17 protein-coding genes are annotated in these 14,258 nt (G+C 67.1%); 8 read left to right on the top strand and 9 right to left on the bottom strand.

Going from position 1 to position 14,258, the window contains the following annotated elements; translation table 11 throughout:
- The first annotated feature begins 98 nt into the window (after window positions 1–98).
- From RHA1_RS25190 to RHA1_RS25180, 3 genes are read left to right on the top strand one after another with little or no spacing between them, the layout of a single operon-like run.
- Complete coding sequence (locus RHA1_RS25190; RefSeq protein WP_050787378.1) at window positions 99–530, top strand: MerR family transcriptional regulator; 432 nt, start codon at window positions 99–101, stop codon at window positions 528–530.
- Window positions 527–1,540 (top strand): aldo/keto reductase, encoded by a 1,014-nt coding sequence (locus tag RHA1_RS25185; RefSeq protein WP_011597374.1) that lies wholly within the window; start codon window positions 527–529, stop codon window positions 1,538–1,540. Before RHA1_RS25190 ends, RHA1_RS25185 begins: the two co-directional genes overlap by 4 nt.
- Entirely contained in the window at window positions 1,541–2,347 is an 807-nt protein-coding gene (locus RHA1_RS25180; protein ID WP_016883816.1) for an alpha/beta fold hydrolase, read from the top strand.
- Between the two features lie 3 nt (window positions 2,348–2,350).
- Here RHA1_RS25180 and RHA1_RS25175 read toward each other — a convergent pair whose 3' ends face one another.
- The 4 genes from RHA1_RS25175 to RHA1_RS25160 all read right to left on the bottom strand — a co-directional run bounded on the left by RHA1_RS25175 (window position 2,351) and on the right by RHA1_RS25160 (window position 6,168).
- Window positions 2,351–2,728, bottom strand: a complete 378-nt coding sequence (locus RHA1_RS25175) for a VOC family protein (RefSeq protein WP_009478176.1) — start codon at window positions 2,726–2,728, stop codon at window positions 2,351–2,353.
- Window positions 2,729–2,797: 69 nt separating this feature from the next.
- The gene (locus RHA1_RS25170; protein ID WP_009478175.1) at window positions 2,798–4,033 is read right to left on the bottom strand and encodes an acyl-CoA dehydrogenase family protein; all 1,236 of its coding nucleotides are present in this window, start codon (window positions 4,031–4,033) and stop codon (window positions 2,798–2,800) included.
- Window positions 4,034–4,110: 77 nt separating this feature from the next.
- A complete protein-coding gene (locus RHA1_RS25165) occupies window positions 4,111–4,836 on the bottom strand; it encodes an ABC transporter substrate-binding protein (protein ID WP_011597372.1) in 726 nt (241 codons plus the stop codon).
- Window positions 4,837–4,863: 27 nt separating this feature from the next.
- Window positions 4,864–6,168, bottom strand: a complete 1,305-nt coding sequence (locus tag RHA1_RS25160; protein WP_041811992.1) for an alpha/beta hydrolase — start codon at window positions 6,166–6,168, stop codon at window positions 4,864–4,866.
- Window positions 6,169–6,235: 67 nt separating this feature from the next.
- Here RHA1_RS25160 and RHA1_RS25155 point away from each other — a divergent pair, with 67 nt between their 5' ends.
- Window positions 6,236–6,823, top strand: coding sequence for a phosphoribosylanthranilate isomerase (locus tag RHA1_RS25155; RefSeq protein WP_011597370.1), 588 nt, complete (start codon window positions 6,236–6,238; stop codon window positions 6,821–6,823).
- A 1-nt stretch (window position 6,824) separates the two neighbouring features.
- On the opposite strand, the gene RHA1_RS25150 is transcribed toward RHA1_RS25155, so the two are convergent.
- From RHA1_RS25150 to RHA1_RS25130, 5 genes are all read right to left on the bottom strand, one after another.
- Complete coding sequence (locus RHA1_RS25150) at window positions 6,825–7,721, bottom strand: alpha/beta fold hydrolase (RefSeq protein ID WP_041811990.1); 897 nt, start codon at window positions 7,719–7,721, stop codon at window positions 6,825–6,827.
- Window positions 7,722–7,762: 41 nt separating this feature from the next.
- Window positions 7,763–8,392, bottom strand: a complete 630-nt coding sequence (locus RHA1_RS25145) for an alpha/beta hydrolase family protein (RefSeq protein ID WP_011597369.1) — start codon at window positions 8,390–8,392, stop codon at window positions 7,763–7,765.
- A 26-nt stretch (window positions 8,393–8,418) separates the two neighbouring features.
- Window positions 8,419–9,354: an alpha/beta hydrolase gene (locus RHA1_RS25140; RefSeq protein ID WP_011597368.1), complete on the bottom strand. Its 936-nt coding sequence runs from the start codon at window positions 9,352–9,354 to the stop codon at window positions 8,419–8,421.
- A 47-nt stretch (window positions 9,355–9,401) separates the two neighbouring features.
- A complete protein-coding gene (locus RHA1_RS25135; RefSeq protein ID WP_011597367.1) occupies window positions 9,402–10,748 on the bottom strand; it encodes an MFS transporter in 1,347 nt (448 codons plus the stop codon).
- A gap of 124 nt (window positions 10,749–10,872) precedes the next feature.
- Window positions 10,873–11,778: a LysR family transcriptional regulator gene (locus RHA1_RS25130; RefSeq protein ID WP_011597366.1), complete on the bottom strand. Its 906-nt coding sequence runs from the start codon at window positions 11,776–11,778 to the stop codon at window positions 10,873–10,875.
- Between the two features lie 112 nt (window positions 11,779–11,890).
- Here RHA1_RS25130 and RHA1_RS25125 point away from each other — a divergent pair, with 112 nt between their 5' ends.
- From RHA1_RS25125 to couH, 4 genes are all read left to right on the top strand, one after another.
- Entirely contained in the window at window positions 11,891–12,427 is a 537-nt protein-coding gene (locus RHA1_RS25125; protein WP_011597365.1) for a hypothetical protein, read from the top strand.
- 57 nt (window positions 12,428–12,484) lie between these two features.
- Entirely contained in the window at window positions 12,485–12,691 is a 207-nt protein-coding gene (locus tag RHA1_RS25120; protein ID WP_011597364.1) for a hypothetical protein, read from the top strand.
- Between the two features lie 31 nt (window positions 12,692–12,722).
- Window positions 12,723–12,878 (top strand): DUF6131 family protein, encoded by a 156-nt coding sequence (locus RHA1_RS50595; RefSeq protein WP_007299239.1) that lies wholly within the window; start codon window positions 12,723–12,725, stop codon window positions 12,876–12,878.
- 117 nt (window positions 12,879–12,995) lie between these two features.
- Window positions 12,996–14,162: a dihydro-p-hydroxycinnamoy-CoA dehydrogenase gene (couH, locus tag RHA1_RS25115; RefSeq protein ID WP_009478165.1), complete on the top strand. Its 1,167-nt coding sequence runs from the start codon at window positions 12,996–12,998 to the stop codon at window positions 14,160–14,162.
- Window positions 14,163–14,258 lie beyond the last annotated feature (96 nt).

The raw sequence follows: 14,258 nt of genomic DNA, 5'->3' as shown, positions 1-14,258 counted from the left end.
TGTGTCCGTCAAACGGGCTCCCGGTGCGGACAGATCGACGAGGCGGTAGTCGGCCCGGGCCTTGCGTTGGAGTGCACTCCAGGTCGTACGGTTCAGTCATGGCCACCCAGTTGGAGCAGTCGCCCGGAACGTTCGCGAGTATCTCGGAGGTCGCGGCGATCACGGGTCTCACGCAGGACACCCTGCGCTGGTACGAGCGTGAGGGGATGATCCCGACGATCGCGCGCGGTTCGGACCGTCGCCGCCGCTACAGCGAGCGGGACGTGCGGCTGATCGAACTGCTGGTGAAGCTGCGGACGACGGGCATGCCGACCAGTGACATGCAGCGTTTCGCGGTGCTGCTGGCCGGGGGCGCCGAGACCCATGAGCGGCGGTTGGCGCTGCTGCTCGCGCATCGCGAACGCATCCTCGCCCAGCAGGCGAGGCTCGACGACGCCCTGGCCGCCCTCGACACCAAGGTCGATCACTACCGGGCCCTCATCGCAGGGACCGACGAGGACCCTGCCCGACAACGACGAGGAGAAGCATGACCGACATCGGTACGACAACCCTGGGCGACTCGCTCACCGTCTCCGACATGGGTTTCGGAGGAATGGCTCTCACACCCGTCTACGGCGGGGTGGAACCGGGGAAGGCGCTCGCGACACTGCATCACGCGGTGGATCTCGGAGTGAGTTTCCTCGACACCGCCGACGTGTACGGGGCCGGCGACAACGAGCGGTTGATCGCGCAGTTGCTGAGGGACCGGCGCGAGGAAGTCACGCTGGCAACCAAGTTCGGGATTGTGGGGGATCCGAGGAAGCGGAGCGAGGGCGGCGCCTCGACCCGCGGCGACCGTGCCTACGTCCACGAGTCGGTGGACGCCAGCCTGCGCCGACTCGGCATCGACACGATCGACCTCTACTACCTGCACCGCCCCGACCCGTCGGTTCCGATCGAGGACACCGTCGGTGCGATGGCCGAACTGGTGGCGGCGGGCAAGGTGCGACATCTCGGACTGTCGGAGGTGACGGCCGGGGAGCTGGCGTCCGCGCACGCGGTGCATCCCATCACGGCAGTCCAGTCGGAATGGAGCATCTGGAGCCGCGACGTCGAGGCGCGGATCGTGCCGGCGGCGGCCGCACTGGGTGTCGGGTTCGTCCCCTACTCGCCACTCGGCCGGGGGTTCCTCACCGGGACCGTCACCGGCGTCGACACCTTGGCGCCCAACGACTTCCGACGGACTCTCCCCCGGTTCGCGGAGGGCACGCTGCAGCGGAACCTCGGCGTGGTGGATGCGGTGAATTCGGTCGCAGGCGACCTGGGGGCCAGGCCCGCACAGGTTGCGCTGGCGTGGCTCTACGCGCAAGGCCGCGCGTTCGGACTTCCGGTCGTACCCATCCCCGGAACCCGCAGTGCGGAACGAATGACGGAGAACGCCGGCGCTCTCGATATCGAACTCGATGCGGAGCAGCTGGCGGTACTGAACTCGGCCGGGGAACACGTGGAGGGTGCGCGTTCGGAGGATCTGCAGTGGGTGTCGGAGGGCCGCGACTTCTGAGTGATGCAGACTGGGCGGGTGCAGCATGCTACGAATCCCGTCGACGGTGTCCGGATCGCGTACAAGACCGTCGGGGACGGCGAGCCCCTCGTTCTCATCCACGGCACGGCGCTCTCGCACGCGATCTGGCGTGGATTCGGCTACGTCGCCGCGCTGCGTGACCGGTACCGGCTGATCCTGGTCGATCTGCGGGGCCACGGGTGCAGCGACAAGCCGCACGACGAGAGCGCGTACGCCATGGATCTGGTCAGCGGCGACGTTCTGGCGGTCCTCGATCACCTGGATCTTCCGAGCGCGCACGTGCTGGGGTATTCGCTCGGCGGCCGGGTCGCGCTGGCCTTGGCGGTCGGGGCGCCCGAACGGTTGGAGAGCCTGATCGTCGGCGGCGGCAGCAGCCGCCCGCAGGCCGGCGCGTTCGACCGCCTGTTCTTCCCGGGCTGCATCGACGTCCTCGAACGGGACGGCATGGATGCGTTCCTGGCGCAGTGGAATGCCCGGCGCTCGTGGCCGATCGACGCGGGCACCCGGGCGGCGTTCATGGCGAACGACGCGCAGGCGCTCGCCGCGTACATGCGGCGTTCCGGTGTGGAGCCGGGAGTGGACGACGACGTCCTGCGCGGGATCGCCGTCCCCACCCTGTTGTTCGTCGGTTCGAACGACGCCGAGCGGATCGGCGACACCCAGCGGGTGGCGGCGCTGATTCCCGGTGCGTCGCTGACGATCCTGCCCGGTTTCGACCACTCGACGGCGGTGGCCGCGAGCCCCGAGGTGCTCGCGGCCGTCGAGCCGTTCCTCGCCTCGGTGTGACCGCTACATCCATTCGACCAGTTGGATGATCACCCCGTTGGGGTCACTCATCTGGAAGTAGCGTTCGCCCCAGGGCTCGGTTTCGATGGGCGTCACGATCGGGACGCCCTCCGCCTGCAGTCGCTCGTATTCGGCGTCGATACCGTCGACGACGAGCGCGATCAGCAACCCCTGGCCGGCGTCACCGGCGATCCGCGCAGGCTTGAAGGTTTCCAGTCCGGTCTTCAGGAAGACGAGGTTGAAGCCCACGTCCGCACGCTTCAGTGACACGAAGCCCTCGGCGGCCATCTCCTCGACGAAGCCCAGGTGGGACTTGGCGAACTCGGCCGACGCACTGGGGTCTGCGACGTTCAGCGACAGTGCGCTCGCGGTGACCTTCATGGTGGTGTCCTTTCGTTGACGACACCCCACTAACGTACGCCGTACGACATTAGTTCCCGGGCGCCCGCATCACATCGCGAGCAGGCCCTTCGCGATGTGCGTCACCTGGATCTCGTTGCTGCCTGCGTAGATCATCAGCGACTTCGCGTCGCGCGCGAGTTGCTCGACCCGGTACTCGGCCATGTACCCATTGCCGCCGAACAACTGCACCGCCTCCATCGCCACCTCCGTAGCCGCCCGCGAGGAGTAGAGCTTCATCGCCGACGCCTCCGCGAGGCTCACCTGATCGCCCGCCGCGGTGCGTTCGATGGCGTTGAAGACCATGTTCTGCACGTTGATGCGGGCGATTTCCATCTCGGCGAGCTTGAGCTGGATGAGCTGGAACTGGGCGATCTCCTTGCCCCACAACTTGCGGGACTTGGCGTAGTCGATGCACAGCCGGTGACACTCGTTGATGATCCCGAGCGACAGCGACGCGATGCCGATCCGTTCGGCCGCGAAGCTCTCCTTCGCGCTGGACTTGCCGTCGGACTTTCCGCCGTCCTCCGTCTCGCCGAGCAGACGGTCGCGGGTGAGGCGCACGTTGTCGAAGAACAGTTCTCCGGTGGGCGAGGAGTTCATGCCCATCTTCTTGAACGGCGCACCCTGAGTGAGCCCCTCCATGCCCGCGTCGAGGACGAAGGCGAGAACCTTCCGGTCGCGGCGGTCGACGGACGAGTCTCCCTCGTCGAGCTTCGCGTAGACGATGATGACGTCGGCGTAGGGACCGTTGGTGATGAACGTCTTCTGCCCGTTGAGGATGTAGTCGTCACCGTCGCGGCGCACGTACGACTTCATGCCGCCGAACGCGTCCGAGCCGGAGTCGGGCTCGGTGATGGCCCACGCTCCGACCTTCTCGAACGTGACCAGGCCGGGCAGCCACCGCTCCTTCTGCGCCAGCGTCCCGCGACTGCGGATGGTGCCCGCCGCCAGCCCGAGGCTCACCCCGAGCGAGGCGACGAGCCCGAGGCTGACGCCGGCCAACTCGGCGTTCATGATCACGCCCATGCTGCCCGCACCGCCGAGCCCGCCGGACTTCTCTTCCTTCGCGCCGGACGCGGCCCCACTGCGTTCGCGGTCCAGCGACTTCGTCAGCGCATCACGGGCCATCTCGTCCAGACCGAAGGTGGCGAAGAGTTTGCGGATGATGTCGAACGGAGGCAGCTCACCGGTCTCCAACTTGTCGACGTGCGGTCGAATTTCCTTGTCGATGAAACCGCGGATCGCGTCGCGGAACATCAGGTCGGTATCTGACCACTCATACATGCCGGGCACTCCAGTCACTGAGAGAAAGGGTTGCCGCAAATATAGAACACGTTCCTATTCTTGGACAGGTGTGCCGGTCAGAACGAGCCGCCGTCCGTTTCACCGATCCCGAGCCACGTCGACCTCAGCCGGTCGAGGGTGCCGTCCGCGGCCAGGGTGCCCTGCGCCGACTCGATACGTTCGCGCAGCGCGTCATCACCCGTGCGCACAGCGACAGCGATCTCCTCGCGGGAGATTCCTCGTTCGACCACCTCCACGTGCGGGCGGTCCCGGACGAGCCAGGTGAGGACAGGCGCGAGCTTCATCACGGCATCGCACCCGCCCGAGGACAGATCGTCGAGAGCCTGCCCGATCCGGTCGTACGCGTACACCCGGATCGCGCCCGCGCGACCCTCCGCAACCAGTCCCTCCACGATCGGCTGACTCGTGTTGCCGTGCTGGACACCGACGGTGAGACCGCCCAGGTCGTCCACCCCGCGCACTCCCGGATGCCGCGACGTGTCGACGGCGAGGGACTGACCCGACACGAGGTACGGAGCGCAGAAATCCGCGCGCGCCCTCCGCTGCGGCGTCACAGTGGTTCCCGAGGCGATGCAGTCGAATTCACCGTCCGCCAGCGCATCGAAGATGCCGTTGAAGTCGGTGCCCCGGTACGGGACGAGCAACCATTCGAGGCCGAGCACCTGCGCGACGGCCCGCGTGAACTCGACATCGAAACCCGCCGGAGCCCCGCCGTCCCGGAACTCGAACGGCGGGTCGGGCAACGCCGAACCCACCCGCAGTATGTGCGCTGCCGCCGTCATCCCATCCCTCTCCGCCGCGACGAGTGCCTACGAGCCGATCAGCCCCAACCGCTGTGCCAGCCACGGCAGTTCCTTCTCCAGTCCGGCAGACCACACCGCGAAGCTGTGCCCGCCCGGCACTTCCACGTACTGCACGTCCATGCCCGCGTTCTTCGCGGCCTGATAGACCTTCTGGGCCCCCGGCTTGTAGGCGTCGTCGTCGCTGCCGATCACGAAGACCCCGGCCGAATCCGGGTACTGCTTCGACGCCATCAGATCGAGTGGGTTGACCCGCTTGAACGCCGCCTCGTCACCGCCGAATCCGTCGTCGAGGGTGCGCTGGTGGTCGCCGAGCGTGGGTTCTTCCTGACCCGAGATGTCGAGGAACGTCGGGTACACGTCGGGATAGTTGGTGGCCATCTGCAGCGAACACGTGCCGCCGTAGGAGAGGCCGCCGATGGCCCACGCCTTGGGGTCCGGATTCACCTGCAGGTTCGACTTCACCCAGGACGGAACGTCCTTCGCCAGATACGTGGCCACGTTGCCCAGCTTCGAATCGACACACAGAGGGTTCGCGATCTGCGAGCCGGTGCCGTCCGCCACCACCACGATCGGGGCCAGTCCCCCGTGTTTCGCGGCGAATTCGTTCATCGTGGTGGCGAGCTTGCCTCCGGCGAACCAGTCCTCCGGCGAACCGGGCTGACCGGCCAGCATCACGAGCACCGGCAGCAGGGGGCGCGGGTTGGCGAAGTAGGCGGGCGGGAGGTAGATCTCGGCATCGCGGGCGGCGAACCCCGACGCCGTTCCGGGGATGCCCGCCGTCAGGACCCGTCCCTCGCTCGGCATTCCGGGCGGGGCGGTCCACGACGCGTCGAGAGGCGTTCCCGTCACCACGTTCTCGGCGGTGCTGCCGAGGTCGTTCATCTGAACCCGGTCGAACGGCTCCGCCCCGAATGCCGTGCCCACCGTGGGGTAGGCGTCGAACACCAGGTTGATCTGCGTCGCGGACGCGAGAAGCACGGCGAGTACCGCGAGAACCGACACGACGGCGGCTTTCACCGTCCGGCCGGCGCGAATCCTCGGCACGAGCAGGACGATCGCGAAGAGCCCCAGTCCGATCCACACGTAGATGGGGATCTCGATGGGGTCGGGGAACGGCCGGAGAACCTTCTCGACCATCCAGTAGAGGACGACGGTGACGACCACCGACACGGCCAGGCAGATCGGAATCGCCTTCCTGCGGTACCACGGGGTGCGGGCGGCGAGCAGCCACACGCCGCCGAGCACACCGATCACCGTGAGGATCCAGGGCAGAGGCCCTGAGATCACGCTGAGGTCGCTGAGCCATTCCACGTCACGAAGCCTAGAGCGCGAACCCGCGCTGCGTCGGCGACTCGGAGCGACCGGTAAAATTGCCGGGGTGACATTCATCAAGGTGTGCGGTCTGCGAGACGAGACCTCGGTCGATCTGGCCGTGCGCCTCGGCGTCGACGCCGTGGGTTTCGTGTTCGCCGACAGCGTCCGCCGGATTTCCCCCGCGGACGCCGCGCCGCTGGTCCGCCGGGTCACCGGTCACACGGTCGCGGTGGGTGTGTTCAAGGGGAGTCCCGTGTCGGAGGTGATCGAGGTCGCCGCCGCGGCGGGTCTCGGAACCGTCCAGGTGCACGACCTGACGTCCGCCGACGACGTCGCCCGGTTGCGGGAGGCGGGGCTCGGCGTGATCCGTGCCGTGGTCGCCGGTGACACGTCGGGCGATTTCGGCGCCGACCGCATCCTCGTCGACGGGGCGACCGCCGGGGCGGGCGTGCCCTGGGACTGGGCGAACCAGAGCCGTCCCGACGGCGAGTGGATCCTCGCCGGCGGACTTCATCCGGGCAACGTGCGGGCCGCCGTCGACGCGACCGGCGCGTGGGGCGTCGACGTGTCGAGCGGCGTCGAATCGTCGCGTGGAGTGAAGGATGCGGCGCTGATCGAGCAGTTCGTCGCCGCCGTCCGGTCCGGCGACTGAGTCAGCCCGGCATCCCGGCCACGGAATCTTCGACATCCCACGACGCGAGCACCGTCCGGATGCCCACGACGAGCGCGAGCGGCTGGTCGATCATCACGTGGTGTCCGGCGTCGGGGATTTCGACGACCACCGCGGTGGGCCCGAATCGACGGCGCATGTCGTCCATCATGGCCTCGGTGACGATGCCGTTCTCGGCACGGAAGTAGGCGATGCGGCAGCGTGGGTCGGATCCGCCGAGGTGGTTGCTGCTGTGGCGCGCGAAGAACGTGGAATCGAACTTCCACGACCAGCCGCCGTCCACCTCCTCCATCGAGTTCTCGGCGACGTGACGCAGGACCGCGGGCACCGCGGTGTCCTGCGGCGGGACGAACCGGAACCGCTCGAGCGCCTCGGCCCTGGACGGGTAGACCTTCTTCGGACCGAAGGCACGCTGCTTGCGCGCTTCCTCCTCCTCCGGTGTGCGGGCGAGGACGGGCGAATCGATCAGCTGGACACCGGCCAGATCCTCGCCGAACAGCTGCGCTGCCACGTAGGACACCATGCCGCCCATGCTGTGCCCGACGAACACCGGCGCCCCCGAGATGCCCGCCGGCTTCGCCACCGCCAGGGCTTCCTCCGCCCACTGCTCCAGGCCGTACTCCGCGCGCCGGTCGCTGTCGCCGTGCCCGGTCAGGTCGAGTGCGACGACGCGACGGCCCGTGGCCAGCATGGGTGCCACATGGTCCCACCACCGACTGTGGGCGGCGCCGCCGTGCACGAGCACGATTCCGGGTGAGCCCGACGGCCCCCACGCACGGTAGTGGACCTGCGCACCTGCGACGTCGACCCGGCCGGTGTCGACCGGCGACGCCAACGCCGTGGTGAACCAGTGGGGCGCGTCCGTCTGCACGTTGCTCATTCACCGAACATACCGACGACGCGCGGCCGTCCTCGACCGGCCTACAGAAGGTCGAGCATGGCCGTGACCGCGCGTTCGACCACCGGGAACTTGTCCGGGGCCAGGTCGTGGCGGGCCCCCTCGAGTTCGACGAGCGTCGTCGGAGCGGGGATCAGTTCGAGTGCCGACCGCATTTCACCGGTGGTCGCGAACGGGTCCTTCGAACCGTGCACCACCACGGACGGGGTGCGGAGACCGGGCAGGTGCTCGGTCCGGAGCTTCTCCGGCTTGGCCGGTGGATGCAGCGGGTACGACAGCAACAACAGGGCGTCGACGAGACCCGGTCGCTCCGAAGCGAGCATGGACGCCTGCCGCCCGCCGTACGAGTGCCCGCCTGCCCACACCGGCGCCGACACCAGCTCCCGCATCACGGCCACCGCGGCCGCGATGCCGTCCCGATCCTCCGCCGCCTTCGACGGATGCGGAGGACCCGACGAGCGGCGCTGACGGAACGGGAGATCGAACCGCAGGACGACGACGCCCCGCTCCACGAACCCGTCGGTCACGGCACGCAACAGCTTTGTGTCGCAGTCACTTCCCGCTCCATGCGTCAGAACCAGCCCCGCCACCCCGTCACCCGTGGGGCGGTGGAGATGTCCGCGCACGCCGTCACGTTCCAGCAACTCGATCATGCGGTTCACGGTAGTGGAATGTCGAGCTACTCCGGGGTGAGCAACTCCGCGAGTTCCTCGCACAGCTGGTTCGCGAGGTCGTTGGCGCGTGGCACGACGCCCATGCTCCAGTACCCGTGCAGCATGCCCGGCGAGATCCGGAGTCGCACCGGCACGCCGGCGGCCTCCAGCGCAGCGGCGTACGCGGGGGCGTGATCTCGGAGCGGATCGCATTCGGCACCGCACACGATGGCGGGTGCCACCCCCGTCAGATCGCCCTCGATCGGCGAGACGCGGGGGTCCGACGACAGTCTGCGGTCTTCGAGGTAGCCGGCCCCCATGTCCTCGTTTGCCGGCATCCTGAGGAAATACCCGTCGGCGAGTTCGTCCATCGACGGGTAACGCTTCGCGAAATGCACCGGCACGTACAGCAGCAGTTGTGCCCGCAGCGGAAGTTGCGCGTCGCGGGCCGCCAAGGCCACCGACGCCGCGAGATTGGCGCCCGCGCTGTCTCCGGCGACGGCAACTCGGGACGCGTCGCCGCCCAGCTGATCGATGGTGTCGTGGATCCAGTGGAGCGAGACCAGGCAGTCGTCGTAGCCGGCCGGGAACGGGTGTTCCGGCGCCAGCCGGTAGTCGACGGCGACGACGACGGAGCCGGTTCGAGCGCAGACGCGTCGAGCGTGTGACTCGTGCGAATCGAGGCCGCCCATCACCCAGCCACCGCCGTGCAGGTACAGGACGGTCGGCAGAGTCGACTCCTCCGTGTCCGGCCGGTAGATGCGGGCGGGGATGCCGCCGGCAGGACCCGGGACGGTGACGTTCTCGACTTCTCGTACCTCGAGCAGTTCGGGCTCGAAGTAGAGGGCACGCATCTCTTCGATGCGCTTGCGGGCGCCTTCGATCGTCGTCTGGGCACCTGCGGCGGCGTCCCAGTCGTTCAACTTGTCCAGTAGTACGGCCATGTCGGGGTCGAGCGTCATGATTCTCCTCGTGATGGGGAACCGCGCCGAGGCGGTTCGGGGAACGATTACTTCTTGCCCAGGTCGGTGATCGCGACGCTGCCTGTCTCCGGGGCGGTCACCGCCGAGAGGCCGGCCACCAGCAGGCAGACGGAGCCGAACGCGGCCACCGGTATCCACCCGTGCGTGCCGGTTCCGAGCAGCGCATAGCCGATGCTCGGGGCGAAGCCCGCGAAGGCGAACCCGATCTGCGTCGAGATGGCGATGCCGGAGAACCGCACTCGGGTATCGAACATTTCCGCGAAGAAGGTCGGACCGACACCGCTGACACCGGATGCGGCGGCACCGAAGAAGGCCGACACCGCGAAGATCAGAGGAACGGAACCGATGCTCATCGCCTCGAAGTAGAAGAAGAACGCGGCGATGGCGCCGACGATTCCGGCGAGATACACGGGCCGGCGGCCGATCCGGTCTCCCAGCATCGCCCAGAGGGGAATGGCGAACAGCTGCATGATGTTTGCGATGACGCCCGCCCACAGCAGGGTCTGCCGTTCGAGCCCGGCCTCACCGGTACCGTAGGCGAGCGCGAAGACCGTCATGATCGTGCCCGACACGGCGAAGAGCGAGCACGCGATCACCCGGAGCATCTGCAGCCGATAGTTCTTGAACAGTTCGACGACGGGTATCTCGACCAACTCGTTGTCGCGTTCCGCCTCCCGGAACACCGGTGTCTCCTCCATCGTCCGGCGGACGAACAGCGCGACGATCGTCAGGATTCCACTGACGAGGAACGGGATTCGCCACCCCCACGTCATCAGCATGTCCTCGGGCAGCGCGGCGACGGGGATGAAGACGAGGGTCGCGACGAGCTGCCCCGCCTGGGTGCCGCTCATCGTGAAGCTGGTGTAGAACGCCCTCGAACCCTCCGGGGAATGCTCGAGGGTCAGCGAATTGGCGCCACTCTGCTCGCCCGCTGCCGACGCACCCTGCATGAGGCGAAGGACCACCAGGAGGATCGGCGCCGCGATCCCGATGCTCGCGAAGCCCGGCAGGCATCCGATGAGGAACGTCGAGACGCCCATCAGGACCAGCGTGAAGACGAGCACACGCTTGCGCCCGACGCGGTCGCCGTAGTGTCCGAGCGCGACGGCCCCGATCGGGCGGGCGATGTATCCGACGCCGAATGTCGCCAGTGCCGCCAACGTGCCGGTCGCCGGACTCTCCGACGGAAAGAAGACCGTCGGGAAGATCAGGGCGGCCGCCGACCCATAGATGAAGAAGTCGTAGTACTCGACGAGGCTGCCGAGGAAACTCGCGAAAGCCGCCCTGCGCGGCTGACGCGCGGGCACACTCGCCGGGGTACCGACAGGCTGCTGCGCGTCCGGGTGCGCAGCAGAACCAGCTCGTACGCTCATGGGAGGCCTTTCGGACCGGAGTGGAGGTGATGACGTGCCGCGGATCACACCACCGCTGCGCCGACGACTCTGCCAAACCCCTTCATCACCGTCCAAGATCAACTTGGCATACTTTCGATAAGCTCTACTTATCGATCCCGTGGATCGTCGGCATGAGCTCCTCCGCGAGCGCGAGGACGGTCTCGAGCAACGGTGTCAGGGGCCTGTCCGCCCACGCCAGTGCCCCGCGGATTCGGTGGCGGCCGCCGTCCGTGGGCACGACGACGGCGTCGGCTGCTCCGGCGCGATGAGAACTCACCGGGATGAGTGACACCCCCACGCCGGCCGCGACCAGTGCGGTCAGCGTCGATCCATCCGACGTTTCCTGCGCGATCTCCGGCGTGAACCCCGCGTCGTGGCATGCGGCCAGCACGTCCAGACGAAGTGTGGATCCCGACGACGCGGGGTTGGTGACGAACGGATCGTCGCGCAGTTCGGACAGCGAGATCTCCGAGCGTTTCGCCAGTCGGTGGTCGGCATGGAGTAGCGCCCCCAGTGGCTCGATCGAGATCACTCTCGTCCGAATCTCGGGATGCGACATAGCCGCCGAGACGAAACCGAGATCGAGCTTGCCGGAATAGATGTCGTCGAGGATCAGCCCACTCGGTCTCGCCCCGTCGAGAACCAGCTCGAGCTTCGGATACCTCTTGCGCACGGTGCGGGCGAACAAGGGCAGCTTCGACTGGCCGTAGGCACCGCTGAATCCGACCCGAACACGCCCCTCCTCCGCAGGATTGCCCGCCGACGCCGACTGCTCGGCCCAGGCAACGGCTTTGAGCGCGGCCCGGCAGGGTTCGAGAAACTGCTCGCCAGCGGCGGTCAGCCGAATCGGTCGCGTACCGCGGTCGAACAGCTTCACTCCGAGATGCCTCTCCAGCTGCTGGATCTGCTGGCTGACCGCGGGCTGGGCTATACGTAACGACTCGGCGGCCCGGCCGTAGTTCGACACCTCGGCTACGGCGAGGAACGCGCGCATCCAGCGGATCTCCATGCCCGCACCCTATGTCGTGTCGAAATACGACGGTTGATTGCGATTGGCTCTCGGTCTGTTTGCCGGGTTTCAGCGCGGGGTACTTTAACAACACAACCGCTGGGAGTAACCAATGGACACCATGACTGTCATCTGGATCATCGTCGCGATCGTCGTCGTTCTCGCCCTGATCGCGCTGGCCGTTGCGGCATCGCGCAAGCGGAACCAGCGCCACCGTCAGCAGGCCGACAGCATCCGCGCAAACGCGCAGGAGCAGACGTCCGTCGTCGAGAAGCGCGAGGCGATCGCGGAGGAAACTGCAGCCAACGCCAGAAGGGCTCAAGCAGAAGCCGAGGCCAAGGCGGCAGAGGCCAAGAGACTGCAGGTCGATGCGCAGACGCACAAGAACACGGCGACCACGTCCCGTGACGACCTGAAGCACGAGTGGCAGCGCGCCGACGAGCTCGATCCCGACGTCAAGAAGACGGACACTGCGACGAACGACGCCAGGGCCACCGATGCTCGAACCACGGGCGCGGGGCCCGCGAACACTCGGGCCACCGACGCTCGAACCACGGGCGCAGGGCCTGCCAACGGTCGCCCCAACGGCACGGACTCCACGAATACTCATGGAGCACACGCGAAGCCGACCGACACGTCGTCGACATAGCATTCGAGTACGACATGTGCACCGGCTCGGCGCCGGTGCCCACACGGGAGGTCGGAAATGCGTATCGGACGGCTCGTGACGCTCATCGTGATCATCTGGCTGATCATCGGCGCCGTTGCCGTGTGGCAGCGCGGTTACTTCAAGGACACGGCGGCCGATTGCGCCAGCGCCGGAACGATCGCGGTCACGGTGATCGCCGGCCCACTCAACTACGCGGGTGTGAACCCGAAGATCGATTGTGAAGTGCCGCAACCGAGTCAGTAGTTCCAGACCGTCAACCGAAAGAGGGAAGACCGTGATCGTTCTCGGGATCATCCTGCTCGTCATCGGCCTCGTCGCGGGGATTTCCATCCTCACGACGATCGGAATCATCCTTCTCGTCATCGGCCTCGTGCTACTCGTGCTGGGCACGACGGGCCGCGCGGTCGGCGGGCGGAAGTACTGGTATTGACGCCCGGCGCCCATCCGCCAGACATAGTCAATCATTGACATTATCAATGATTGATAGATAGGTTCCTTTCGAGTATGCATGCGTGCGCCGCACGCGTGCGGTCGAAAGGAACCTCGCATGTCTTCGGTTGCACTGGAACGGACCATCTTCGACGCCGATCACGATGCGTTCCGGGAAACGGTGCGCCGGTTCGCCGAACGTGACGTAGCCCCGCATCTTCGTGACTGGGCCGAGGCGGGACAGGTGGACCGGGACCTCTACCGTCAGGCCGGCAAGCTCGGGCTCCTCGGGATCGACGTCGAGGAACGATTCGCCGGCGGCGGCATCGACGACTTCCGTTTCAACGCCATCGTCATCGAAGAGCTCTGCCGCGTCGGGGCCCCCGCCGTGGTGATGGGCCTGGCGGGCATCAACGACCTCGTGACGCCGTACCTCGTCTCGCTGGCGAACGAGGAGCAGAAGCATCGGTTCCTGACCCCCTTGTGCACCGGCGAGAAGATCGGCGCCATCGCCATGACCGAGCCGGGTGCGGGTAGCGACCTGGCCGCGATCTCCACGACCGCCCTCCCCGACGGCGACGACCTGGTCCTCAACGGCACCAAGATCTTCATCAGCAACGGAATGCTCGCCGACTTCGTGATCGTCGTGGCCAAGACGGATCCGGCGGCGGGCAAGAAGGGCGTGAGCCTGCTGGTGGTCGAAGACGGGATGGCCGGCTTCACCCGCAACGGACCGTTGCACAAGATCGGCCTGACCGCACAGGACACCGCCGAGCTGGTGTTCGACGACGTCCGCGTCCCCCGCGAGAACGTCCTGGGCGAGCCGAACGACGGCTTCGGCTACCTGCGCCACAATCTGCCCCAGGAACGCCTCAGCGTGGCCGTCACATCCATGGCGTCGATGCGACGCACGTTCGACCAGGCTCTGACGTACAGCTGCGACCGCACAGCGTTCGGCCGGCGGGTGGCCGACTTCCAGGCCAATCGCTTCTACCTCGCGGAACTCGCCACCGAGATCGAGATCGCGCAGTGCTTCACGGACCGCTGCATCCTCGACGCCGCCAACGGCACGCTCGACGAGGTGACCGCGGCGATGGCCAAATGGTGGATCACCGAGCTGCAGCAACGGGTCGTCCAGCGCGCGGTTCAACTGCACGGCGGGTACGGATACATGCGCGAGTACGACGTCGCCCAGGACTATCTCGACTGCCGCGGCGGGCCGATCTACGCCGGGACCACCGAGATCATGAAGGAAATCATCGGGCGCAAGCTCACGCGTGCCTGACGGGTGCAGTTACCACAGAAGCGTTGTCAATCTCTTCCATTGACAAGTTCAATGATTAATGTTTAATTGTGATCCGCGCTACACGCGCGCTCCGCT

Source organism: Rhodococcus jostii RHA1, assembly GCF_000014565.1.
In the GTDB taxonomy this organism is placed as follows: Bacteria; Actinomycetota; Actinomycetes; order Mycobacteriales; family Mycobacteriaceae; genus Rhodococcus_F; species Rhodococcus_F jostii_A.
The sequence above is the reverse complement of the archived record's forward strand: the minus strand, read 5'-3'. Positions and strand labels throughout refer to the sequence as shown.